17 protein-coding genes and 1 tRNA gene are annotated in these 21,958 nt (G+C 65.0%); 12 read left to right on the top strand and 6 right to left on the bottom strand.

Annotated features, from left to right (window positions below):
- Positions 1 to 18: 18 nt before the first annotated feature.
- The 9 genes from ACIPV1_RS00190 to ACIPV1_RS00150 all read left to right on the top strand — a co-directional run bounded on the left by ACIPV1_RS00190 (position 19) and on the right by ACIPV1_RS00150 (position 12,234).
- Positions 19 to 1,536, top strand: coding sequence for a PTS transporter subunit EIIC (locus ACIPV1_RS00190; RefSeq protein WP_402725517.1), 1,518 nt, complete (start codon positions 19 to 21; stop codon positions 1,534 to 1,536).
- Positions 1,536 to 2,561, top strand: coding sequence for a MupG family TIM beta-alpha barrel fold protein (locus tag ACIPV1_RS00185; protein ID WP_402725516.1), 1,026 nt, complete (start codon positions 1,536 to 1,538; stop codon positions 2,559 to 2,561). Before ACIPV1_RS00190 ends, ACIPV1_RS00185 begins: the two co-directional genes overlap by 1 nt.
- A 49-nt stretch (positions 2,562 to 2,610) precedes the next feature.
- Positions 2,611 to 2,847: a hypothetical protein gene (locus ACIPV1_RS00180; RefSeq protein WP_402725515.1), complete on the top strand. Its 237-nt coding sequence runs from the start codon at positions 2,611 to 2,613 to the stop codon at positions 2,845 to 2,847.
- Between the two features lie 285 nt (positions 2,848 to 3,132).
- Positions 3,133 to 4,065, top strand: a complete 933-nt coding sequence (locus tag ACIPV1_RS00175; protein ID WP_402725514.1) for a PTS transporter subunit EIIC — start codon at positions 3,133 to 3,135, stop codon at positions 4,063 to 4,065.
- Between the two features lie 168 nt (positions 4,066 to 4,233).
- A complete protein-coding gene (locus tag ACIPV1_RS00170) occupies positions 4,234 to 5,280 on the top strand; it encodes a hypothetical protein (RefSeq protein ID WP_402725513.1) in 1,047 nt (348 codons plus the stop codon).
- A 131-nt stretch (positions 5,281 to 5,411) separates the two neighbouring features.
- On the top strand, positions 5,412 to 6,185 hold the full coding sequence (locus tag ACIPV1_RS00165) for a hypothetical protein (protein WP_402725512.1): 774 nt from the start codon (positions 5,412 to 5,414) through the stop codon (positions 6,183 to 6,185).
- Positions 6,186 to 6,368: 183 nt separating this feature from the next.
- Entirely contained in the window at positions 6,369 to 7,934 is a 1,566-nt protein-coding gene (locus ACIPV1_RS00160) for a type I restriction-modification system subunit M (protein WP_402725869.1), read from the top strand.
- Positions 7,931 to 9,112, top strand: coding sequence for a restriction endonuclease subunit S (locus ACIPV1_RS00155; protein ID WP_402725511.1), 1,182 nt, complete (start codon positions 7,931 to 7,933; stop codon positions 9,110 to 9,112). The genes ACIPV1_RS00160 and ACIPV1_RS00155 overlap by 4 nt, the downstream gene beginning before the upstream one ends.
- Positions 9,109 to 12,234, top strand: a complete 3,126-nt coding sequence (locus ACIPV1_RS00150) for a type I restriction endonuclease subunit R (protein WP_402725510.1) — start codon at positions 9,109 to 9,111, stop codon at positions 12,232 to 12,234. Before ACIPV1_RS00155 ends, ACIPV1_RS00150 begins: the two co-directional genes overlap by 4 nt.
- A gap of 83 nt (positions 12,235 to 12,317) precedes the next feature.
- On the opposite strand, the gene ACIPV1_RS00145 is transcribed toward ACIPV1_RS00150, so the two are convergent.
- The 5 genes from ACIPV1_RS00145 to ACIPV1_RS00125 all read right to left on the bottom strand — a co-directional run bounded on the left by ACIPV1_RS00145 (position 12,318) and on the right by ACIPV1_RS00125 (position 17,523).
- Positions 12,318 to 12,821, bottom strand: coding sequence for a hypothetical protein (locus ACIPV1_RS00145; RefSeq protein ID WP_402725509.1), 504 nt, complete (start codon positions 12,819 to 12,821; stop codon positions 12,318 to 12,320).
- A 373-nt stretch (positions 12,822 to 13,194) separates the two neighbouring features.
- Positions 13,195 to 15,195, bottom strand: coding sequence for a DUF3732 domain-containing protein (locus ACIPV1_RS00140; RefSeq protein ID WP_402725508.1), 2,001 nt, complete (start codon positions 15,193 to 15,195; stop codon positions 13,195 to 13,197).
- Positions 15,196 to 15,199: 4 nt separating this feature from the next.
- Positions 15,200 to 15,724 carry a three component ABC system middle component gene (locus ACIPV1_RS00135; RefSeq protein ID WP_402725507.1) on the bottom strand — a complete coding sequence of 175 codons (525 nt, stop codon included), beginning with the start codon at positions 15,722 to 15,724 and terminating at the stop codon, positions 15,200 to 15,202.
- On the bottom strand, positions 15,721 to 16,914 hold the full coding sequence (locus tag ACIPV1_RS00130; RefSeq protein ID WP_402725506.1) for an ABC-three component system protein: 1,194 nt from the start codon (positions 16,912 to 16,914) through the stop codon (positions 15,721 to 15,723). The genes ACIPV1_RS00135 and ACIPV1_RS00130 overlap by 4 nt, the downstream gene beginning before the upstream one ends.
- A 498-nt stretch (positions 16,915 to 17,412) precedes the next feature.
- Positions 17,413 to 17,523, bottom strand: a tRNA-Ala gene (locus tag ACIPV1_RS00125).
- A gap of 306 nt (positions 17,524 to 17,829) precedes the next feature.
- Here ACIPV1_RS00125 and ACIPV1_RS00120 point away from each other — a divergent pair.
- Positions 17,830 to 19,698 (top strand): UvrD-helicase domain-containing protein, encoded by a 1,869-nt coding sequence (locus tag ACIPV1_RS00120; RefSeq protein WP_402725505.1) that lies wholly within the window; start codon positions 17,830 to 17,832, stop codon positions 19,696 to 19,698.
- A 97-nt stretch (positions 19,699 to 19,795) separates the two neighbouring features.
- The gene (locus ACIPV1_RS00115; RefSeq protein WP_402725504.1) at positions 19,796 to 20,230 is read left to right on the top strand and encodes a hypothetical protein; all 435 of its coding nucleotides are present in this window, start codon (positions 19,796 to 19,798) and stop codon (positions 20,228 to 20,230) included.
- An 83-nt stretch (positions 20,231 to 20,313) separates the two neighbouring features.
- Here ACIPV1_RS00115 and ACIPV1_RS00110 read toward each other — a convergent pair whose 3' ends face one another.
- The gene (locus tag ACIPV1_RS00110; RefSeq protein WP_402725503.1) at positions 20,314 to 21,246 is read right to left on the bottom strand and encodes an NADP-dependent oxidoreductase; all 933 of its coding nucleotides are present in this window, start codon (positions 21,244 to 21,246) and stop codon (positions 20,314 to 20,316) included.
- Between the two features lie 139 nt (positions 21,247 to 21,385).
- On the opposite strand from ACIPV1_RS00110, the gene ACIPV1_RS00105 reads away from it, so the two are divergent.
- Entirely contained in the window at positions 21,386 to 21,958 is a 573-nt protein-coding gene (locus ACIPV1_RS00105) for a hypothetical protein (protein ID WP_402725502.1), read from the top strand.

Genomic DNA, 21,958 nt, shown 5'->3' with positions numbered 1-21,958 from the left:
CCCCCGAGGAGCACAGCAATGCCCGATGCACAGCAACTCGCCCAGCAGATCCTCGACGCCGTCGGCGGTTCCGCGAACATCGCCGACGTCGAGAACTGCATGACCCGACTGCGCGTCGAGGTTTCGTCTCCCGCGTCGGTCGATCTGCCTGCGCTGCAGGCCACTGACGGCGTCATGGCCGCCATCGCGGCCGGCTCGAACCTGCAGATCGTGCTCGGCCCGGGTCTCGTCGACCGCGTGGCCGACGACCTGGAGGCCCTGCGCGCGGCCGCCCCGTCAGCTGCGGCTGGTGGGTCTGGTGCGTCTGGTTCGTCGCCTGAGGAGCTCGCCGCTCGCGGCGCGTCGATCAAGGCCTCCGCGCGGTCCCGCTCCGACGGCCGCACCATGCGCGCGATCCGGAAGATCTCCGCGATCTTCATCCCGCTCATCCCCGCGCTGATCGCCTGCGGGCTGATCGCCGGGATCAACGGCATCCTGACGAACCTGGGGTGGGTACCCGGGGTGACGCCGTTCCTCGGCGTGCTCTCGTCCGGCTTCCTGTCGCTGCTCGCCGTTTTCGTCGGGATGAACGCCGCGAAGGAGTTCGGCGGCACGCCCATCCTCGGTGGCGCGGTCGGCGGCATCATCGTCGCGGCCGGCGTCGCGAACGTGACCGTGTTCGGCGAGACCCTGGCTCCCGGGCAGGGCGGTGTGCTCGGTGCACTGGCCGGTGGCATCCTCGCCGCGTACGTCGAACGCTTCATGCGGCGCGTGACTCCGGACGTCATCGCGCTCATCGTCGTGCCGACCGTGACCGTCCTCGTCGCCGGTTCGATCACGCTCGGTGTGCTCATGTCTGTTGCCGGTGTCGTCTCGGTCGCGATCGGTACTGCTGCGACCTGGCTCCTCGCCAACGGTGGGGCCTTCGCCGGCTTCGTGCTCGGAGGGCTCTTCCTGCCCCTCGTCATGACCGGCATGCACCAGGGGCTCATCCCGATCCACACCACCCTGATCGACCAGACCGGGTGGACCGTGCTGCTGCCCGTGCTGGCGATGGGTGGCGCCGGGCAGATCGGTGCGTGCATCGCGTTGTGGGTGCGGTTCCGTTCGAACGCCTCGTTGGTGCGGACCATCCGCGGTGCGCTGCCGGCCGGGTTCCTCGGTGTCGGCGAGCCCCTGATCTACGGCGTGACGCTGCCCCTCGGGCGGCCGTTCATCACCGCGTGCATTGGCGGTGCGTTCGGTGGCGGCGTCGTCGGGCTGTTCGACCAGCTCGGGCACTCCGTCGGGGCGATCGCCATCGGCGCCTCAGACCTGTCGCTCATCCCGCTGTTGAACGGGTCGTCTGGCTACGGCTGGGCGTTGCTCGGGTACGGGTCGGGGCTCATGGTGGCGTACGTCGTGGGGTTCGTGGCGACGTTGTTGTTCGGGGTGTCCGCGTCGGTGCGGGCCGACCTCGAGGCGCAGTCGTCAGTGCCGTCCGGCGACCCCGTCGCGCCGGACGCGCCGCTCGACGTGCAGGTCACGCCGGCTGACTCCGTGGGCGCTGCGCGCTGATGCGGTTCGGCGCGAGCGCGTACCTGGCGCATGGTCCGCTGGCTGGTCCGAACTTCGAGGCCACCGCGGCCGCGGGTGCGACACTCGCGTTCACCTCGTTCCACATTCCGGAGGACTCGCCTTCGGGCGCCCGCGCCGCTGCGACCGCGATCGTGTCGGCTGCTGCGTCCTCGGGGTTGTCGGTCGTCGCGGACGTCTCCCCCAATACCGCACGGTTGCTCGGGGATTCGCCATGGGAGTTCCTGCGGTCGATCGGAGTGGCGCGGGTCCGGATCGACTTCGGGTTCTCGGTCCCTGAGATCCTCTCGATCGCCGCCGTCCTGCCGATCGCCCTCAACGCGAGCACGCTGCGGGCCGCCGACCTGGCGCCGTTCGCGGAACTTGACGTCGAACTGATCCACAACTTCTACCCGCGGGAGTGGACCGGGCTGGCGTTGTCCTCGGTCGCGGCGTCGGTCACCCTTGCTCGGCAGTTCGGCTGGCGCGTCGGGGCGTTCATCGCTGGGGACTCCGTGCGGCGTGGGCCGCTCGGCGAGGGGCTGCCCACCGTCGAGGACCACCGCACCATGCCGCCGTTGTTCCAGGCAGTCGCGCTCGTCGATGCCGGCGTAGACGACGTGTACGTCGGAGATCCGGCGCTGACCGATCACTCGTGGTCGAGATTGGGATCGTTCGTCCGTGATGATGTCGTCGTGCTCGACGGTACTGCGGCGCCGGGCGTGCACCCTTTGGTCATCGAAGCGTTGGGGGTTCCCGACGGGAACCGGCCTGATGCTGCTGAGGCCATGATCCGGCTCGAACACTCGCGGGAGCGGTTCGCCGGGTTGCCGTTGCCCGAGATGGGTGGGCAGCCGAGGCCCGCGGGGTCGGTCACCGTGCAGTTGGCGTCGGCGGGGAGGTACTGCGGCGAGGTGGCGATCACGTTGCGGGACCTGCCTGCTGACGATCGCGTGGCCGTGCTCGGGTCGTTCGCCGCGCGCAACCCTGCGCTGCGAGAGTGGTCCTTCACAATTGCGCTCGGCTGACGCTTCGTCCACCGATCCTCGCTTCTGCCTGATGAGGCGCCGTCGTTCGATGAAGATCTTCGACATGGAGCACTGGCAGGCCGATGACGCGCGGCGACGACACATGGCGCGCTTCGGACGTCGGGACACCGCACCTGAGCTCGCCTTGCGCCGCGAGCTCCATCGGCGCGGACGTCGTTTCTTCGTCGACCGGGAGGTGAGTAGACGCTGTCGAGTTCGCCCGGACCTCGTGTTCCCCCGAACCAAGGTCGCTGTCTTCGTCGACGGCTGTTTCTGGCACTACTGAGAGGACCACGCCCACCTGCCGAAGGCCAATGCCGACCTCTGGCGCCGGAAGTTGCTGGCCAACCGTCAGCGCGATGCGCAGAACGAAGCGATCCTGGTCTCTGAGGGCTGGCGGGTACTCCGCGTCTGGGAACACGACGATACCGAGGACGCTGCGCACCTGGTCGAGCTCGAACTCGACAGATGGGCGGCGATCGCCCGAACAGCGCCCACCAGACCAGCGAGAGACATGACTCTTGTCGAGGGCCAGCCGGACTCGACACGCTGATCCAGTGCCCCGTGAGGCATGCATGCGTCGGTATTGCCCAGGAGAGCACCGTCCCAGTGCCCCCAGGTAGCCCGTCCGCAGGAGACCGCAACGACGAACTCCGCCGCGATCTGGCTCCTCGCCAACGGCGGTGCATTCGCCGGCTTCGTCCTCGGAGGCTTCTTCCTGCCGCTCGTCATGACCGGCATGCACCAGGCCCCCACACCGATCCACCCCACCCTCATCGACCAGACCGGATGGACCGTGCTGCTGCCCGTCCTCGCGATGGGAGGCGCCGGCCAGATCGGTGCTGCGCTCGCGCTCTGGATGCGCTTCCGCCGCAACGAAGCGCTCTCCCGCACGATCCGCGGTGCGCTGCCCGCCGGACTCCTCGGTGTCGGCGAGCCCCTCATCTACGGTGTAACGCTCCCCTCGGCCGCCCGTTCATCACCGCGTGCATCGGCGGCGCGTTCGGCGGCGGCGGCGTCGGACTGTTCGACCAGCTCGGGCACTCCGTCGGGGCGATCGCCATCGGCGCGTCGGACCTGTCCCTCATCCCCCTGCTCAACGGCTCGTCAGGGTACGGGTGGGCACTGCTCGGGTACGGGTCCGGGCTCATCGTGGCGTACGTCGTCGGGTCCGTGGCAACGCTGCTGTTCGGGGTGTCCGACTCGGTGCGGGCCGACCTCGAAGCGCAGTCGTCTGCGCCCGGGGCGCCGCTCGAAATCGTCGCGTCGGCCGAGCCCTGTGATGCGACCGATGCTCCGGTGGCTGCTGGTGCCGGAGCCGGAGTTTCGTCCGGCTACGGGACTCGGGCGCCGCGCTGATGCGGTTGCGCGCGAGCGCTCACTTGGCAAATGGTCCCCGGCTGGGCCGGCCTTCGCAGCAGCAGCCGCGGCTCGTCTCGCTCGCGCCGATACGGCGAAGTTATGTCAGTTTCAAGGGTATCCTCGGCTGATAACCCACCGCTGACAGAGCGTCATGGACGGCATCTGCACAACGAAAGATCTCATGCAGCCTGAACGGCAGTAGCGGCCTGGGGTGGAGAACCCAGTACCGCTCACCCTGTCGGCATCAGCACTAACGACAATCAGTCGACCTTGAGCACGCCGGACTGCAGGACCTGGCATAATGACGCGAATGGGTGCTTTCTCAATAGGCGATAGCGGGTTCACGGTGATTCGGATGAACGGCGGTCCGCTCGACGGTAAAGTCTACGATGACATGCCGATCCTTGAGTCGGGGTTCCCAGCGGAATCAATAAGCATCCCGCAGGCTGGGCCCACGGAGAGTGGCCTCTATGCCCGATACATACGGCGGCCGAACGCGGAACCGGATGGACGATGGACATATAACTTCAAGGATGAAGTTGCGGATCCTCACGAGGTGACACCGTCACCGCTGCCGGCGGGCACAACCGTTGGAGGCAGCTTGAGCGGTGAGGCAGGTGCCGAAGAACCGGAGCCCCTGCTGGATAGCGCCCCGACGGATGCGACGGGCCCCTTTCAGCCAGCGTCGCGCTTCACCCAGGCTCAGATTTGGTGGATTGCCAGTGAACTTTGCCGAAGGCATGCAACGTTCCGAATTGTCGAGGTCTGGCCCCACGACGGGTTTCACCACGGCTTGGAAATCCAAGAAGCCAGGACCGGCAAGTTCATCTTCATGAACTTCGAAACATCTATCATCTACCTCCACGCCGGAGGCGACCCAGATTACGCGCCGCAGATGGGCTGGAAGGACACACTTTCAGCTGACGATCCTCATGACGTCCTAAAGAGCGTCGAGAATCGCATGGCGTGGAGCACCACATCCGCCGACGTAACAACGGAACGCTCCCTGACGTACCGGCTCGTATCCACGCTGGTGACGAGCGCGATCAACGATCGACAGCGGCTTAACGTCCGCTCACATTGGTACGGTGAAAGCTACAGTGGACCGGTCATGTCGCCGGAGTGGCTCGCGGAGTGCATGGGCCTCACGGAAGCAGTGCGCGACTGGCCGGAGGATCGCGAGTACCCGCTCATTCACTTCTGGACGCTCCGGCGAGATCAGCGACTGGTCGCGGTACTCGCTGACGACGGGACGATATACACACCCCACTCTGAGCCCTTGAAGCTGCTGCCGATCTACCGCAGGCGGCAGCAGCTCGGCGACGTCGTCGAGCGCTTCCGGCAGACGACCGAGTAGCGCTCAACCTTGTCGCTCGGCGCGGCCGCCAACTCGCTTGCTTGCTTGCTTGCTTGCTTGAACACGTTTGAACGAGCGCCGCTCGCAGAAAGCCTCGCGATGTCCGAGCAGTCAGCTATATTCGGTGGATTATGGCACCTTCTGAGGACACCTCGTCGAGCTCGGCCTTCGGGAAGACGCTCGTCGTCGCGACGAAGCTGCCGGGCGTGCGGGTTGATCGAGCCGCGTTCCTGCGTCGCTCGCTTGCCCGGTACTGCACGGACGAGCAGATTCGTCTCGCGATCGCTGAGACACCTGCCGCGGCGGGAATCCCGACGGCCGTGCTGAGTAAGATCGCCGACGCGTCGATTACGAACGAGACCACCAAGGTCACGGCACTCTCCGCCGCTGCGGGGATCCCCGGCGGGTTCGCGCTGTTCGCGACCATCCCGGTGGACTCGGCCCAGTACCTGGCACACATGCTGCGCATCGCCCAGAAACTCGCCTACCTCTACAGCTGGCCAGACCTGTTCGCCAAAGACGGCGACGAGCCGGACGACGGGACCCAGAACGTGCTGACCCTGTTCGTCGGCGTGATGTTCGGGGTTCAGGCGGCAAACAAGGGCATCAGCATGGTCGCTGAGAAGCTGGCAGCGCAGATGGTGAAGCAGCTCCCCAAACAGGCGCTGACCCATGGGGTGGTGTTCCCGATCGTGAAGAAAGTGGCGCAGCAGCTGGGCGTGCAAATGACCAAGGGCATGTTCGCCAAGGGAGTGGCGAAGGTGGTTCCCGTTGTCGGCGGCGTGCTGTCGGGAGGCCTAACGTTGGCGACGTTCCTGCCGATGGCGAAGCGGCTGAAGAAGCACCTCGCGAGCCTCGAGGTGACGACAGCGGGGACGCCGACGGCGCCCGACCCAGCCAGCTGAGGAAGCAGTCGGCTGTCCCCGCTTCCGCGTGGGGTGAGCGCGCAGAGCTCGGGCCGTTGGACAGCTGCGCCCGACTGGGAGAATAAGCACACTGACGTGCGCCTGGCGCTGCGTCGTCATCATGCTCCGCTTGAAGCGGACCAAACAAGCACCGCCCAGCGTGGGCCGAGGAGATCGAAGTACATGGCACCGACCACGAAGGAAGCGCAGCGCGCAGAGCTGCACAAGACGATCTGGCGGATCGCGAACGATCTCCGTGGCTCCGTGGACGGTTGGGACTTCAAGTCCTACGTCCTCGGGATGCTCTTCTACCGGTTCATCTCCGAAAACCTCGCCGCGTTCATCGACAAGGGCGAGCACGACGCCGGCGACACTACCTTTGCCTACGCCGCCCTCCCCGACGAGCAAGCGGAAGAGATCCGCCACGACACGGTGTCCGAGAAGGGGTTCTTCATTCTCCCCTCGGAGCTCTTCGTCAACGTCCGCCGCCGCGCCAGCCGCGACGTCAACCTCAACGAAACGCTCGAGCGAGTGTTCAAGCACATTGAAGGGTCCGCGCTCGGCACCGACAGCGAGCACGACCTCAAAGGCCTGTTCGATGACCTCGACGTCAACAGCACCCGCCTCGGCAACACGGTCGCGAAGCGGAACGAGAAGCTCGTCAAGCTTCTCGACGCGATCGGGGATTTGCCGTTGGGGAACTTCCAGGACAACTCGATCGACCTGTTCGGTGACGCGTACGAGTACCTGATGCAGATGTACGCATCGCAAGCCGGGAAGTCCGGAGGCGAGTACTACACCCCGCAGGAAGTCTCCGAGGTCCTCGCACGTATCACCGTGATGGGCAAGACCCGCGTGAACAAGGTCTACGATCCGGCGGCGGGCTCGGGGTCGCTGCTGCTGAAGTTCGCGAAGGTCCTCGGGAAGAACAACGTCGGCGGGTTCTACGGGCAGGAAATCAACCTGACCACGTACAACCTCGCCCGGATCAACATGTTCCTCCACGAACTCGACTACGAACGGTTCGACATCGCCCACGGCGACACCCTCATCGACCCGTACTTCTGGGACGAAGAACCCTTCGAAGCGATCGTGTCGAACCCGCCCTACTCGATCAAGTGGGAGGGGGACGCGAACCCGCTGCTGATCAACGACGAACGCTTCGCGCCGGCCGGTGTCCTCGCGCCGAAGTCCAAAGCGGACCTCGCGTTCACGATGCACATCCTGTCCTGGCTCGCCGTGAACGGCACCGCCGCGATCGTCGAGTTCCCCGGCGTCCTCTACCGAGGCGGAGCGGAACGCAAGATCCGTCAGTACCTGATCGACAACAACTACGTCGACGCCGTCATCCAGCTCCCACCAGACCTGTTCTTCGGCACCACCATCGCCACCTGCATCATCGTCCTCAAGAAGTCGAAGACCGACAACCAGGTCCTGTTCGTCAACGCGTCAGCCGAGTTCACCCGCGCCGGCAACAAGAACAAGCTCACCGCCGACCATCAACAGAACATCCTCACCGCCCTTCAGGATCGACAGAACGTTGACCACTTCGCGGCGCTCGTGCCGAACGAAACTATCGGCGGGAACGAGTACAACATCGCCGTATCCTCCTACGTTGAAGCCGAGGACACCCGCGAGACTGTGGAAATCACCGCACTCAACGCGGACATCGCCCGCATCGTCGCTCGCCAGGCCGAACTTCGCACCTCAATCGACGCGATTGTCGCGGACCTCGAAGGTACGGAATGAACCGCCTTGAAGAGCTGATCGCCGCGCATGCACCGAATGGGGTGCATATGAGGCCTCTGGGCGCCATTGCGACAGTGCAAAGCGGATGGGGCTTCCCTAACGTCGACCAGGGCACGACAGACGGAGACTTTCCGTTCTACAAAGTCAGTGATATGAATTCACCCACCAACAAGCTCGCGATGAATGCCGCCAACAACTACATCTCCGCCGATACAGCGCGACGTCTCGGGATTAAACCCGCTCCGGCAGGCACCGTCATCTTCCCGAAAATCGGCGCCGCAGTTGCCACAAACAAAAAGCGCATACTTTCAGCACCCTCAGCCTTTGATAACAACGTCATGGGGCTGATTCCAGGGCCAGATATTGCTTCAAGGTTCCTATTCTACTGGATGCAAACATTCGACTTGTCCCGACTCGCGAATGATTCAGGGGCGGTGCCATCAATACGCAAGTCTGAGGCTGAGCGACTACGGGTCCCGGTGCCGCCACTTGAGGTGCAGCAGCAGATCGTGCGGATCCTCGACCAATTTACGGAGCTGGAAGCGGAGCTGGAAGCGGAGCTGGAAGCGGAGCTGGAAGCACGACGACGCCAGTACGACCATTATCGGAGCAAGCTGCTGCTCGGCCGAATCGATTGGCGCCCTGCCCGCCTGGACGAGCTCTTCAATCTTCAGTCCGGAAAATTCGTCTCTGCATCCGAGATATCGCCCGAGCCGGACGAGGAACATTCCGTTCCCTGCTTTGGAGGCGGAGGCCTCCGCGGCTATGTGGCGCGAGCTAACCAATTGGGTGAACGAGCCCTGATTGGCCGACAGGGAGCGCTTTGTGGAAACGTGAAGCGGGCGAGTGGCGCATTTTATGCAACCGAACATTCCGTCGTCGTCACGCCACGGGATGGCGTGGATATCAACTGGTGCTTCCACCTGCTCACCAGCATGAATCTCAACCAGTACGCTTCGAAGTCAGCGCAACCCGGTCTTGCTGTCGGAACTCTCAACCAGTTGATGATCCAGGTCCCGCCGCTCGAGGAGCAGCTGCGCATCGGGTCAATTCTTGACGCGTTCGATGCACTTACAAACGATCTCAATGCCCGTCTTCCTGCTGAACTTGCGGCTCGCCGCAAGCAGTACGAGTACTACCGTGACCAGCTCCTGACGTTCGAGGAGGCTACGGCGTGAGCGACGCTCCGGCGCAAAGATATGACCCCATTGCCCTCTCGGCCGAGAGCACGGTCGTCGCTGAGTACGTGGTGGATGCGAAGCAGGAGGCTGCCTATCAATCGGAGGCCGCGCTCGAGGCCGAACTGATTCGCCTACTCCGGTCGCAGGCGTACGAGTACCTCTCGATCACGTCCGAAGCGGACCTCCTCGCGAACCTCCGTGCCCAGTTGGAGACGCTGAACGGCGTCGTGTTCTCGGATGCGGAGTGGTCGCGGTTCTTCGAGACGTGTGTCGCGGGAAGGAACGACGGCATCGTCGAGAAGACGATCCGCGTGCAGGAAGACCATGTGCAGGTGCTGCGGCGCGATGACGGTTCGACGAAGAACGTGACGCTGCTGGACAAGCAGCACATTCACAACAATCGCCTGCAGGTCATCAATCAATACGAAGTCGACCAAGCCGATCCGTCCGCCGAGGGGGACGCTGGCGGCCGCTACGCGAACCGGTACGACGTGACCGTGCTGGTGAACGGGTTGCCGATGGTGCACATCGAGCTCAAGCGGCGCGGTGTCGACATTCGCGAGGCGTTCAACCAGATCGACCGGTACCAGCGAGACAGCTTCTGGGCCGGCAGCGGCCTGTTCGAGTACGTGCAGCTGTTCGTGATCAGCAACGGGACGCTGACGAAGTACTACTCGAACACAACCCGCAGCCAGCACCTGAAGGACGGGCAGAAACCGGGCCGGGGCCGGAAGACGTCGAACAGTTTCGAGTTCACGTCCTGGTGGGCCGACGCGCACAACAAGCCCATCCAGGACCTGACCTCGTTCGCGCGAACGTTCTTCGCCAAGCACACCCTGCTGAACATTCTCACCCGGTACTGCGTCCTTACCGCGGACCGGCTGCTGCTAGTGATGCGGCCCTACCAGATCGTCGCCACCGAACGGATCCTGCAGCGGATCCATATCGCGACCACGTACAAGCAGCTCGGCACCGCCGCTGCCGGCGGATACGTGTGGCACACGACCGGGTCGGGGAAGACGTTGACGTCGTTCAAAACCGCGCAGCTCGCCTCCCAGTTGCCGGGAGTGGATCGCGTGGTGTTCGTGGTCGACCGGAAGGACCTCGACTACCAGACGATGCGGGAGTACGACCGGTTCAAGAAGGGTGCCGCGAACTCCAACACCTCCACCGCTGTCCTGAAGACCCAGCTCGAGGACCCAGCGGCGCGGATCATCATCACCACGATTCAGAAGCTTTCGAACTTCATCAACGGGAACAAGACCCATCCGGTGTATGACTCGCACACGGTGCTGATCTTTGACGAGTGCCACCGGTCTCAGTTCGGCGACATGCACGCCCAGATCACGAAAGCGTTCAAGCAATTCAACCTGTTCGGGTTCACCGGCACCCCGATCTTCGCCGCGAACTCCGGCAGCGGCGGGAACCCGCTGCTGAAGACAACGGAGCAGGCGTTCGGGGAGAAGTTGCACACGTACACGATCGTCGACGCGATCACTGACCGGAACGTGCTGCCGTTCCGCATCGACTACGTCAATACCCTCCGCGTCGGAAGTGTCGTCGACAAGCAGGTGTCCTCCATCGACACGGAACGGGTCCTCCTCGCCCCGGAACGCGTGTCGGACGTCGTCGGGTACACGTTGGAGCACTTCGATCAGAAGACCCGCCGCGAAGCCGGGTACGAGCACTCCGTCGTCACGAACGTCGCTGACGCGACCCGCACCCGCCGGCAAGCCGAAGCAGTGCGCCAGCGCAAGCGCGTGCGGGGATTCAACGCCTTGTTCGCGACCGCGTCGATCGACGCTGCCCGCAGCTACTACGCCGAGTTCCAACGCCAACAGCAGAACCTGCTGCCGGCGAAGCGGTTGAAGATCGGGCTGATCTACTCCTACGGCGCCAACGACGCCGTCAGTGACAGCACCGACGACGGGCTTCTCGACGATGAGGCATTCGACACGGACGCGCTCTCCGGGGACGCGCGGGGCTTCCTCGAGGACGCGATCCGAGACTACAACCGCCTGTTCGGCACCAGCTACGACACCAGCGCGGACAAGTTCCAGAACTACTACAAGGACCTCTCCCAACGGTTGAAGAACCGGGACCTGGACCTCGTGATCGTGGTCAACATGTTCCTCACCGGCTTCGACGCCACCACCCTCAACACTCTCTTCGTCGACAAGAACCTCCGCGCCCACGGCCTGATCCAGGCGTACTCCCGCACGAACCGGATCCTGAACTCGGTGAAAACGTACGGCAACGTCGTCGCGTTCCGGGACCTCGAGGGCGCCACCAACGAAGCGTTGGAGCTGTTCGGCAACAAGGACGCCCGCGGCGTCGTGCTCCTCAAGCCCTACTCCGTCTACTACGGCCAGTACGCCGAGCAGACTCAGGAGCTCCTGACCGGGTTCCCGCTCGGGCAGCCGATCATTGGGGAGAGTGCGGAGAAGGCATTCATCCAGCTGTTCGGGCAGATCCTCCGGCTGGAGAACATCCTGGCCTCGTTCGACGACTTCGCTGGGCACCAGATCCTCAGCGACCGGCAACGGCAGGACTACCGCAGCGTCTACCTCAACCTGCACGCTCAATACCGGCAGACCGCCGCTGCTGACAAGGAGATCATCAACGACGACGTCGTGTTCGAGATCGAGCTAATCAAACAGGTCGAAATCAACGTCGACTACATCCTGATGCTCGTTGCAAAGTTCAAGCAGGAACACGGCGACGGCGACGACCGTGAACTGCGCGCCGAAATCACCCGCGCCATCGACGCCAGCCCGACGCTGCGGAACAAAAAGGACCTCATCGAGGACTTCGTTGACTCCGTCTCCGTCAACGGCGCCATCGACGACGAATGGCAACGCTACGTCGCCACGAGACGCGACGCAGAACTCACCCAGATCATCGACGAGGAACGACTCCGCCCCGACGCCGCACACGCGTTCATCGATCAGGCGCTCCGCGAAGGAGCCCTCCGCACCGCGGGGACCGCAATCACGACCGTCCTACCGCCGGTGTCCCGCTTCGCCGCGAGCAACGGCCACGGCGCCACCAAGCAACGCGTCATCGACAAGCTCACCCACTTCTTCGACCGATTCCTCGGACTGACCACCGACGAGTGAGGAGCGCTGCAGCCGGTTCGAAGGCTAGGCGGGGCGTTCAGTGCACTGAACGCCCCGCCTCTCCCCTACTGAAGGCATGTCCGTCAGGTGTCGGTGTGTTCCACGTGCCAGTAGAGAGTCGCCTGCGGCTGCTGCGTGCGGCGGTGCGACGCCGTGAACTCCTCGTCAAGGTGATGACGGACCTGCGGTGTCGGCCAACCCGCGATTGTGGCTGCATCCGTGCAGGCGAGCGTGGACTCGAGTCGCTCGACAACGGGCTGCGTCATGGCTTCGACAAGCGCGGCGACTTCATCGGCGAGGTCGCGCAGCCGCACGGCGAGTACCCGCGGCATCGGATGAGACGCCATCATCCCCATCACCCGCCGAACGGTCCCGTCGTCGTTCAGGAGGGCGACCGGCAACGGTGATGCGAGGTTCGACTGTGAGTGCGCGACGGTGGTGTTGCGGTACGACCGCACTGCCGCGTGCACGCTCGCCCACCGCGTTGGGACCCCGGGGAAACCAGCCATTTCATCGAGGCGGCGGCGAACGTTGGAGTGGATGAACGGCCGCACGTACGCGGTGACCGCGTGCATCGTCAACGGCATCCACAGGGCCGACTCCTCCCCCGCGTCCAACGCGAGTTCAACGGCGCTAGCTGCCTCTGACAGGTCCGATCCATGACTGGTCAATTCTGCGAGGAGTTGAGCATCCGGTGACGAAGGCAGGAACGCGATCGCAGGAGCGCCCGGCAAAGCATCCCCCTCTACCCGTCGATCCATCAAGACGTCATCTCGCTGCCCATCTCCGTCCCTGCACTCGTCAGCGTCCCCATGCTCACGCACCAGGAAGGCACCACAGTTCGTCTCGCACCCTCGAACCCCCTACCTTCCACCGCTGATATCGAGCTCTTATGTCAGGTGCGAATCGGCCAACTCAGGCTCGCCGGTAGGTCGAGCAGCACACAATGATGGGTGAAAGCTACGCGTCCATTGGGGGCTCTTCGACACTGCCGCCTGAGGATGCACCCGTGTCGGTACTCACCTCAAGCACTGACCCCCAGGCTTCTTCGTCAGCCCAGTCGCTCGGTATCAGTCCGTGGTCGAACCAGCGGTGCACAACATCGTCGGCAAGCCATTCTTCGTCTGACACGGCGTGCTCTGTGAGAATTATTTGGAATCGAGGGGCAAGCTGTTCGCAGAACTCATGCAGAAGCCGCTGCATCCTCGATACCGCTTCCGCGTCATCGTCACCCGCGGCTGTCTGCTGTGTCTGAGATGGCTGGTCAAGCATGAGCAGGCCCGGGACGGGGCGGTTCTGCTCGACGAACCAGCGGTGCAAGGCGAGGTGCGTCGCGACGTGATACCCCACCCAGTTCTCACCGCTACCAATGCGGGCGAGTGGTCGGGCGCCGCTAGGGGTGTCGGCGACCACGGTCACGTTGTTTGCATCGAGCCAGACCCGTTCAGAGTGCTCGACCTTGAGTTGTTGCGCGAGCTGTGTCAGGTCCCGGTTGACCTGGTCGAGGATCCCGATCATGCGTGCGTCCGCTTCAACGTCGAGTTGACGACGGAGGACTTCAATTCGGGCTACCGTACCCTCCACCTCCTGGCGGAGGCGCGCGACGCTCGCTCCGTCATCAACTGTCACTCGGGACAAGGTGGCGTCGATACGGCCACGGATGAATTCGCGGTTTTCTGCCGTACCGGCGCCGGGATCACCGGCACTCGCGGTTCGAAGGGCAGTTAGCGCAGCCTCGATGCTGACGAGTTCGTCTCGGATTCCACCGATCTCTGTTCCAAGAGTTTCGAGAGCAAGCTGCCGGGCAGGTTGTGCGGCAGCGAGGTGCTCAATTTCCGCGCGCAACGTCTGGAGCCGCGTGTGAAGCTGTTGCGCAGTGGGGTCGGACCCTTGCAGGCGACTGTTGCAAACCGGGCAGATTCCTACTTCATCGTGCTGGTCACCGACTATGCCGATGCTGCGCAACCGACCTGCGTGCTGGGCAATGGCTGACCCGTACGTCGTCTCACCGGCCGCAGAATCCAGCAGTAGCCTGCGGTCGTCGAGCGCTCGGCCCAGTTCCTGCCGGAGGGAGTTCCGAGTGCGTTCAAGGTCGCGGATGCGGTTCTGCGTCTCAACATCAGCATTCTCCGGGGCCTCCTCGCCAGTTATGCCCCGCCGCACGTCCTCGAGCAGCGCGACGGCCAGCTGCGGGCTTTCGATCTCTGCCACCTCGGTCAATCCGACCGTGTGCGCCTGCTGTAGGAGAGTCCGGAGCGTCGTCTCTGTCTGTTCGGCGTCCGCCTCAGCGCGGCGCAGGTCGCGCTCCTGCTGTCGAAGTGTCCGCTCGGCTTCTCGCAGCTGGGCACGCCGCGCCGCTTGGTCGCCATCCACAGCGCCGAGAAAAAACGGCAACGTTTCGCGAATTGCTTGAGCCATCCCGGCTGAGTTTTGGCGGTGAAAGAGCGTGGTGGAGCTGGCAATCTCATCCTGGCGCTGGAAGAGAAAGAGCGCCGCCGTACCAAGGGTGACGCTGAACGGTGTGCGGGTAGAGTTCTCCCCCACATCAATGCGAGCGTCGTTCAACCCGATTCGTTCGCCGACTTGTACCCGCATCGAATCGACGTCCGTGTTGATCATGAGATCACTTGGCGCGGGCACATCAAGACCGGACCCACCGAACAAGAACATTGCCGCGGCGGTGCTGTTGTGTCCGGGTTGGATTCTTGGCCGTCCGAGGAACACGCGGCTCCCCTCGGCGTCATCGAGCTGCCAGAGGGTTCCAAACCAATCGACGGCGGTGTCGATGATGCCTGCCGGGATCGCAGGGGTTCGACGCCCGAGGCAATATTCAACAATATCGAGCAGCGCGGTCTTACCGGTGCGGGAACGTCCAAGCACGATGTTGAGCCTGCCTGGCTTGAACTCGACGTTGTGGACTCTTCCGTCTCGGTGGAAGAGCGCGACCTTCAGTAACTGCACGTTGTCATGGTGTCACGCCGAGCAGAGCAAACACGGTTGCCATGCTGCCGACGGAGGCGAACCACCGACCGAGGAATCGGGCCGTGTTGATGACCTCACGGAGATCAGGGGTGTCGCCCTTGTTGAACCTCCCATGGACGGTTCCAATGAACCGACCTTCTGAGTCCAGGGTGAGAGCGCCGGCTCGCAGTCCCCATCGGATACCTTCGCGAACGTAAGGTGCGACGCCCTCTGCGCGGGGTCCGAGGCCAGCGGCGATGAGCGGATTGTCATTCACCCACTTGGGCAGCCGGGAGGTGACCCGTGTCGGTACGGCGTTGCGCGAGTCTGCGTGCAACGCCATGGGCACTACGAGGAAGCTCAGCTCCCACGGCATGGGTTCGCCGGAGTCGTGTTCGTAGCGGTTGGCCGCCACCGTGACAATGAGAGCAATGAGGGCTGGGTTGAGCATCGCGGCCGTCACCATCGACCGGGCTTCCCAGCTCTGCAGCTCCATGACGGCTGTTGCATCAGCGGCGGGCGTGCTCATACCCCGGTCACCATGACGCCTTCTAGCAGGGACTCGAAGTCGGGGTGCCAACCGTGTCGGGCCTCGTCAGCGAGTTCGAGTTGAACGCCGGTGTTGTAGAACCGCTCGCGGTACGAGTCATGGATGTGATGCTGAGTGCTGTCACGCAGTCTGAAAAACAGCGCTCGGCCCAGACGCTTGCGTTCTTCTTCATCAGCATCGTCTGCAACCTGGCTCATCATCTCTTCAAATGCCCACGCCCACTCTTCCGCCAGCGCATCCTTGAAGCGGTCAAACTCTCGCATGTCGAGCAGGCTCCGGTCCGCCCAGTCGGTGGTCTGCGCGACGGCGTTGTGGAAGTCGAGAATCGCCATCTGTATTGCACGGGTCCGCACGTCGATGAAGCCGAGCTGCTTCACGAAGATGCGATGCGAATACTGCGCTTCGAGCTCTCCCGCAGCGTCGTCGAGGACCCGGTCGATGGTTGGTGGCAGCGAGTTGGGACCATACCGCTCCTTCAACTGGTCGAGGTGAACCGACACTTGCACCGCGTTGATCGGTCCGCGGGTCTTCTGCAACATGTCGATTGCGACCATGTGCCACCATCCGAAAAGATCCTGTAGGAACAGGTCCTGTCGCTGCGGGTCATTGACGACCCAGTAGAGCGCCTCACGAATTTGTCCGGTGACATCCCCAATGGTGGGTGAAGCATCGAGCACGGTAACCCGGGCTAGAAAATCGCGACGGACGTTCTCGTCGAGATCGAGCCAGGCAGACCGGGTGGCGGCCGTCTCGCCGTTGTTTGACGTCAGCGCCGCCGTGTCCAGCAGTTCGAGTGCCTGCTCCTGGTCGCGACCTACTGGGCGGAGCAAGGACGCAGCGGTGCCGGGAGAGGCAGTGGAAGTTGTAACAATCCCAAGCGCGGGGCCAGATGGATCGACAAACTTCTTGTCATCCATCCAAACCTGGAACGTCGTCCACAAGTCCACTGACATGTCGCTAAGTCCGCCCTTCCTGTCAGCATGATGCTTCACCTGGAGCAGCTCCGTGGGTGACGCTCCGTTCACCCAGGAGACGTCATCGTGCTGTTCGAGCATGATCCCGTGGTCAGGGCGCGTCGGGCCTGTACGAATCATCTCGAGCAGGGCCCAGTCGATCTGATGCAGATATCCGAGCGCGCTTGCGGCGGCGTCATGCGAATTAGCAGGCACACGTCCCCCGATCTGATGCTGACGACTTGTCAGTGGCGTCCGTCAGTCTGCACCACACGGCAGACCGCCCAGCCTCCGCCACAACGCACTCTCCACAAGTAGCTCGCAGTCGTAGGGGTGGGGGCTCCTGCGCACTCCAGGGTCGACGCTGTTGTGGGGTATACCCCAGCGCCACAGTCGCGGCTAGCTGTGCGCCCGTGGTTCTAGGGTCCCTCTCGGGCCTCTGCCACACATCTGTGCGCTGATCTAGAGCCTCAGCGGCGCAACGCCGTGACGAGGCCCGTTAGTGGAGACTGACGTGAAGGCTTGCGCTTCGCTGCGCACACTCGAGGAACAGGCGAGTGGGCCTGGACACCGGGTCCGACGCACTTTGGCTCACCCTGCTGGCAAGGAGGAGGCAGGCACGGCGCGGAGTCGTGCGCTCAGGAGAGTGCACCAGAGATGCACCAAGGACGCTCCGCAAAAGAAGAAAACCCCCGTATGAACGGGGGTTTTCTGTGGCGGTACCGGTGGGATTTGAACCCACTAGCTTGCGTCAGGTGTCTCTGCCGCCCGCCGACGCCACCCGGGCGTGTCGCCGAGACGCCTCACCACTCCACAACTGGTACCCCCACCCACGATGATTGTTCAGCATCACTCGTCCCGGGGACGACGAGCGGCGCCGAGGACCAGGGACTCCCCAAGAGGCAACACCATGTCGATGGCCGGAGAATCCGCAGGGGTCGAGGCGCACCGCCAACGCAGCCACGCACGAGAAATCCGACGCCAAGCAGAGGACGCTGAGCAGCGCGCTGCCCGCTTCGAGATCGCGCACCGCACCGAGAGCGAGACCGCCCGCATCTTCGCCTCGCTCGCCGGCATCGAGTACCACCTGCTCGCCGCCGCTGGCTCGGCAGCCGAACGGCACAGGTCGGCATGGTCGTCGTCGGCCGAGCCGGCGTCTTCATCGTCGACACGAAGGCCTGGCGTGAGGTCGCCATCGACGGCGACCGGATCACCCGCGGCCAAGAGGACGTCACCGACGACATCGCTCGCCTCGCCGACCTCGCGTACAGCACCGAGGCAGCACTGGCGGACACGGGCCTGGCGCCCGGCGAGGTTCACGCGGTCGCCGCCCTCGCCGGCCAGAAGCGGATGCACGCCCGCGTCGCATCGGTTGACGACCTCGTCGGGCACATCACCAAGCGCGGTGCCCGACTGTCGGCATCCCGCGTCGACGAGGTCCTCGCCGCGATGCTGCACCACTTCCCCGTGATCGGCGACGGCGGAGTAGCACTGCCACAGGTCGTCGTCCCGGCACCGGTCCTCCCCCGCGAACCCGACGTCCTCGTCACGACGATCGACACCACCGAGGACGAACTCTCGGACCAGCTCCTCGACGGCGTGCTCGAAGCGCCGATCGAGGATTGGATGGCGTTCCTCGATCCGGCACAGGCCAAGCTCGTCCGCCGCAGCTTCAACGGCCCGGCACGCATCCGCGGCGCTGCGGGCACCGGCAAGACCGTCGTCGGCCTGCACCGCGCCGCGTACCTCGCACGCGCGACCGGCGGCCGCGTGCTGTTCACGACGTACATCAGCACGCTGCCGAAGGTCCTCGAATCGCTCCTCGAACGCCTCGCGCCCGACATGGTCGGTCGCGTCGACTTCATGGGCGTCCACGCGTTCGCGTCTCGACTCCTGAAGGAACGCGGCATCGCGTTCCGCGCTCCTGGACGGGAGGCCCAGCTCGCGTTCGACGACGCGTGGAACGCGATCCGCGCCTCCAGTCCATTGCGGTCGTCGCGATTCTCGCGCTCATACTGGGAAGACGAGATCAGCCACGTCATCAAGGGCCGCGGCCTGACGCGGTTCGACGAGTACGCGGACCTGGCCCGCGTCGGGCGCAAGCACGCGCTCCCGCTTGAGACGCGGCAGGCCGTCTGGGACTTGTACGAGGCGTACGCACGCGGGCTGCGCGAGCGACGGGCGCACGACTGGGAGGACATCGTCCTGCTCGCTCGCGACGCGGCCCGCGCGGTGCCGCTCGAGCGGTACGACGCGGTCATCGTGGACGAGGCGCAGGACCTGTCCTGCGCGATGGTCGCGCTGGTGCACCAGCTCGTGGGTGACCGTACCGACGGTCTGACGCTCATCGGCGACGGCCAGCAGACGATCTACCCCGGCGGATACACGCTCGGCGAGGTCGGCATCAACCTGTCGGGCCGAGGCGTGGTGCTCGACGTCAACCACCGGAACACCGCCGAGATCCTCGAGTTCGCGAAGGAGATGGTGGCGGACGATCAGTTCGTGGACATCGAGGGTGTCGACGGGGTCGGTGACGCGGTGTCCGACGTCTCGCGCTCCGGTGCTGCTCCGACGATGACGCGCTTCATCAGTCGCGCGGACCACGACCGGGCAATGCTCGACCGGCTGACCGAGGTCCTTCGACTCGTCGGGACCGGTCACGGTGACGTCGGCATCCTCACGGCGACGAACCGGCAGGCGGACGACGTCATGGAAGCGCTTGCACGAGCCGGCGTCCCGACCGTCTCCCTGCAGCAGTACGCGGGGCGGACCTCGGACGCCGTTCGGGTGGGGACTGTGAAGCGTGCGAAGGGCCTCGAGTTCAAGCAGGTGCTGCTCGCGCACGTCGACCCAAGGCTGCTCGATGCTGCCCCGGCGGACCCGTCGGAGACCGAACGGGAGCGGCGGGAGCGTGGTCGCCGGGAGCTCTACGTGGGCATGACACGGGCACGAGACGGCTTGTGGGTGGGTGTCCGGAGCGGAGCAGCGCGCGGTCGCTGAAACGACGATGGTTCCTCGGTCGAGCACACTCCGATATCGTCGGCGACTGATGAGGCAACGCAGACCGACAGCTGTCCTGAGTGCGGTCGGCGCTCTGGTGCTGCTCACCGGGTGCGCGAACTACGTGGACGACAGCGAACTGGACGGCACTCAGGCTCGAGACGCCATGGTCGCTCTGGTCCAGCAGACCATCGATGCCGCTGGCGGTGACTGGACGCCGCTCTCCGACGAGCCCGCATCGTCGGAGTGCTCGACCCCGGAGGGCAGTGCAGGCGTCACGTTCTCGTGGGACCAGGAGCGCACGGGCACCGGGGACCCCGAGTCGCTCATTCGCACGGTTGCGAAGACGTGGAAGCAGTCCGACTACGACGCGACCATCCGGCGGGACACGATCGACGATGGTCGGCCGCTCTGGTCAGCTGCCACCACCGGAAAGGCGGTCGAGTCGATCTCGGTGAACGCAAGCCCTCGACGGGTGTCGGTGGAGGTCCAGTCGCGATGCGGCGAGGGAGACCTCGCGGACGTCGCATGAAGGAGGGCGAACGCGTGGCGTGATCGACAAGAGGCACGGCACCAACCGGCACCGCGCCTCCCGTCCCTCACACCGTCGTCAACTCACCAAGTGAGCACGAACCGCCCCCGCGTCCCCCCAGCCTCGAGCCGCTCATGCGCCTCCCCAGCCCGCGAGGCTGGCAACACCTCCGCCACCCGCGGCACCACCGTTCCTCCTTCGACCGCATGCCGCAGCTGCTCGAGCTTGTCGAACGACCGGTACTCCGAGAACACCGCCACCTGCACGAACCGGATGCCCCGCGAGCCGTCCCCCGACCATCCCCGCACGTCCAGGAACACTCCGCCGTCGCGAACAGCATCGACGACGACCCCACGCTGCACCGCAGCATCGGCGAGCGCATCGACCCCGTCTGGCACGAGCTCGCGCACCGCGGCAGCGAACCCATCACCGCGCGGCACGATGTGCGCCGGACCGAGCGACCGAACCAGCGCTTCGTCCGCCGGGGCAGCATCAGCGATGACGGTCAGCCCAGCGGCGACAGCCAGCTGCACCACGTAGTTCCCGAGCAACCCGGCAGCCCCGGTCACAGCGAGCGTGTCCCCCCGCGACAGCCCCGCGAGCGACAGGATCTGCAGCGCGGTCAACCCGTTCATCGGCACGGTGGACGCGGCCTCGAGCGACGTCCCGCGAGGAATCCGCGTGAACGACCCCACCGGCGCCACGAGCTCCTGCACGTACGCCCCACCGTGCGTGCTGAGCGGCAACGCGATCGCCATGACCTCGTCGCCGACCGCCCACCCGGTGACGTCGGGCCCGACCTCGTCGATGACGCCGGCGGCGTCCATCCCCGGCACGTACGGCGGCGAGGCCTGCGAGCTGTCCCGCTGCCCGGCACGCACTCCCGTGTCGGTCGGGTTCACGGCGAACGCCTGCACCTGGATCCGCACGGATCCCGCACCGGCGTGCGGCTCCGGCACCTCGTGGACGGCGAGGGCCTCCGGCCCTCCGAACTGTTCGACTCCGACGACCTGCATCCTCCCGGTCTACGCGGACGTTGCTTGACGCAACCTGACGCGACCCACCATCGGACGGGAGGCACAGCGCCAGCCCGCCACGGGCCTCCAGTCCGTCACGGGGTGACGTCCACTGCGCGTGGTGCGCCATGCTGACAGCGTGCGTTTCGACGAACTCCTCACCCGGCCCGACGGCCCCGCGATCGCCGAGGAGCTCGCCGCGCTCCGCCGGCCCGCCCGGTACGTCCTCGAAGGCATCCACCAGGAGTCCCGGCAGAAGTACTGGCAGTTCCGCGTCGACATCGACGAGGCCGCGCAGACCTGGACCCTCGTCCGCCAACGGGCCAAGCCGGTCTCCTACCGCGACGGCGTGCTGCACGACCCCGACGACGGTCCGGACGAGATCTCGTTCGCCCGGAGCATGGTCTCCGCTCCCGTCGTCCGGATGGCCGTGCCCGACCTGATGCTCCGGTGGGGTCGCGGCCCCGAGAGCTTCCACCCGATCCTGGTCGAGCACATCGGCGAGCACTCGATCCTGGTGACGTTCGAGCACCGCGGGGATCCGGCGACCCGCACGACGATGGTGATCGACGAGCGCGACGGCATCGCCCGCCGCTTGTCGGAGTACGGCGAGGACACGATCATCACGAGCGTGCGGACCGCCGAGCCGGACGAGGTCCTGCCCCGCGCTCGCTTCGTGCAGCCGACGGACTGGATCCGCCCCGAGTACTGA

The organism is Curtobacterium sp. NPDC089991 (assembly GCF_044748425.1).
GTDB lineage: Bacteria > Actinomycetota > Actinomycetes > Actinomycetales > Microbacteriaceae > Curtobacterium.
This window is presented reverse-complemented; position numbering and strand designations above follow the sequence as displayed.

Excerpts from the sequence above, each read along its gene's own strand:
- ACIPV1_RS00190 (WP_402725517.1), top strand. The coding sequence starts at position 19 with ATGCCCGATGCACAGCAACTCGCCCAGCAGATCCTCGACGCCGTCGGC.
- ACIPV1_RS00185 (WP_402725516.1), top strand. The coding sequence starts at position 1,536 with ATGCGGTTCGGCGCGAGCGCGTACCTGGCGCATGGTCCGCTGGCTGGT.
- ACIPV1_RS00180 (WP_402725515.1), top strand. The coding sequence starts at position 2,611 with ATGAAGATCTTCGACATGGAGCACTGGCAGGCCGATGACGCGCGGCGA.
- ACIPV1_RS00175 (WP_402725514.1), top strand. The coding sequence starts at position 3,133 with ATGCATGCGTCGGTATTGCCCAGGAGAGCACCGTCCCAGTGCCCCCAG.
- ACIPV1_RS00170 (WP_402725513.1), top strand. The coding sequence starts at position 4,234 with ATGGGTGCTTTCTCAATAGGCGATAGCGGGTTCACGGTGATTCGGATG.
- ACIPV1_RS00165 (WP_402725512.1), top strand. The coding sequence starts at position 5,412 with ATGGCACCTTCTGAGGACACCTCGTCGAGCTCGGCCTTCGGGAAGACG.
- ACIPV1_RS00160 (WP_402725869.1), top strand. The coding sequence starts at position 6,369 with ATGGCACCGACCACGAAGGAAGCGCAGCGCGCAGAGCTGCACAAGACG.
- ACIPV1_RS00155 (WP_402725511.1), top strand. The coding sequence starts at position 7,931 with ATGAACCGCCTTGAAGAGCTGATCGCCGCGCATGCACCGAATGGGGTG.
- ACIPV1_RS00145 (WP_402725509.1), bottom strand. The coding sequence starts at position 12,821 with ATGCCGTTGACGATGCACGCGGTCACCGCGTACGTGCGGCCGTTCATC.
- ACIPV1_RS00135 (WP_402725507.1), bottom strand. The coding sequence starts at position 15,724 with ATGAGCACGCCCGCCGCTGATGCAACAGCCGTCATGGAGCTGCAGAGC.
- ACIPV1_RS00120 (WP_402725505.1), top strand. The coding sequence starts at position 17,830 with ATGGTCGTCGTCGGCCGAGCCGGCGTCTTCATCGTCGACACGAAGGCC.
- ACIPV1_RS00110 (WP_402725503.1), bottom strand. The coding sequence starts at position 21,246 with ATGCAGGTCGTCGGAGTCGAACAGTTCGGAGGGCCGGAGGCCCTCGCC.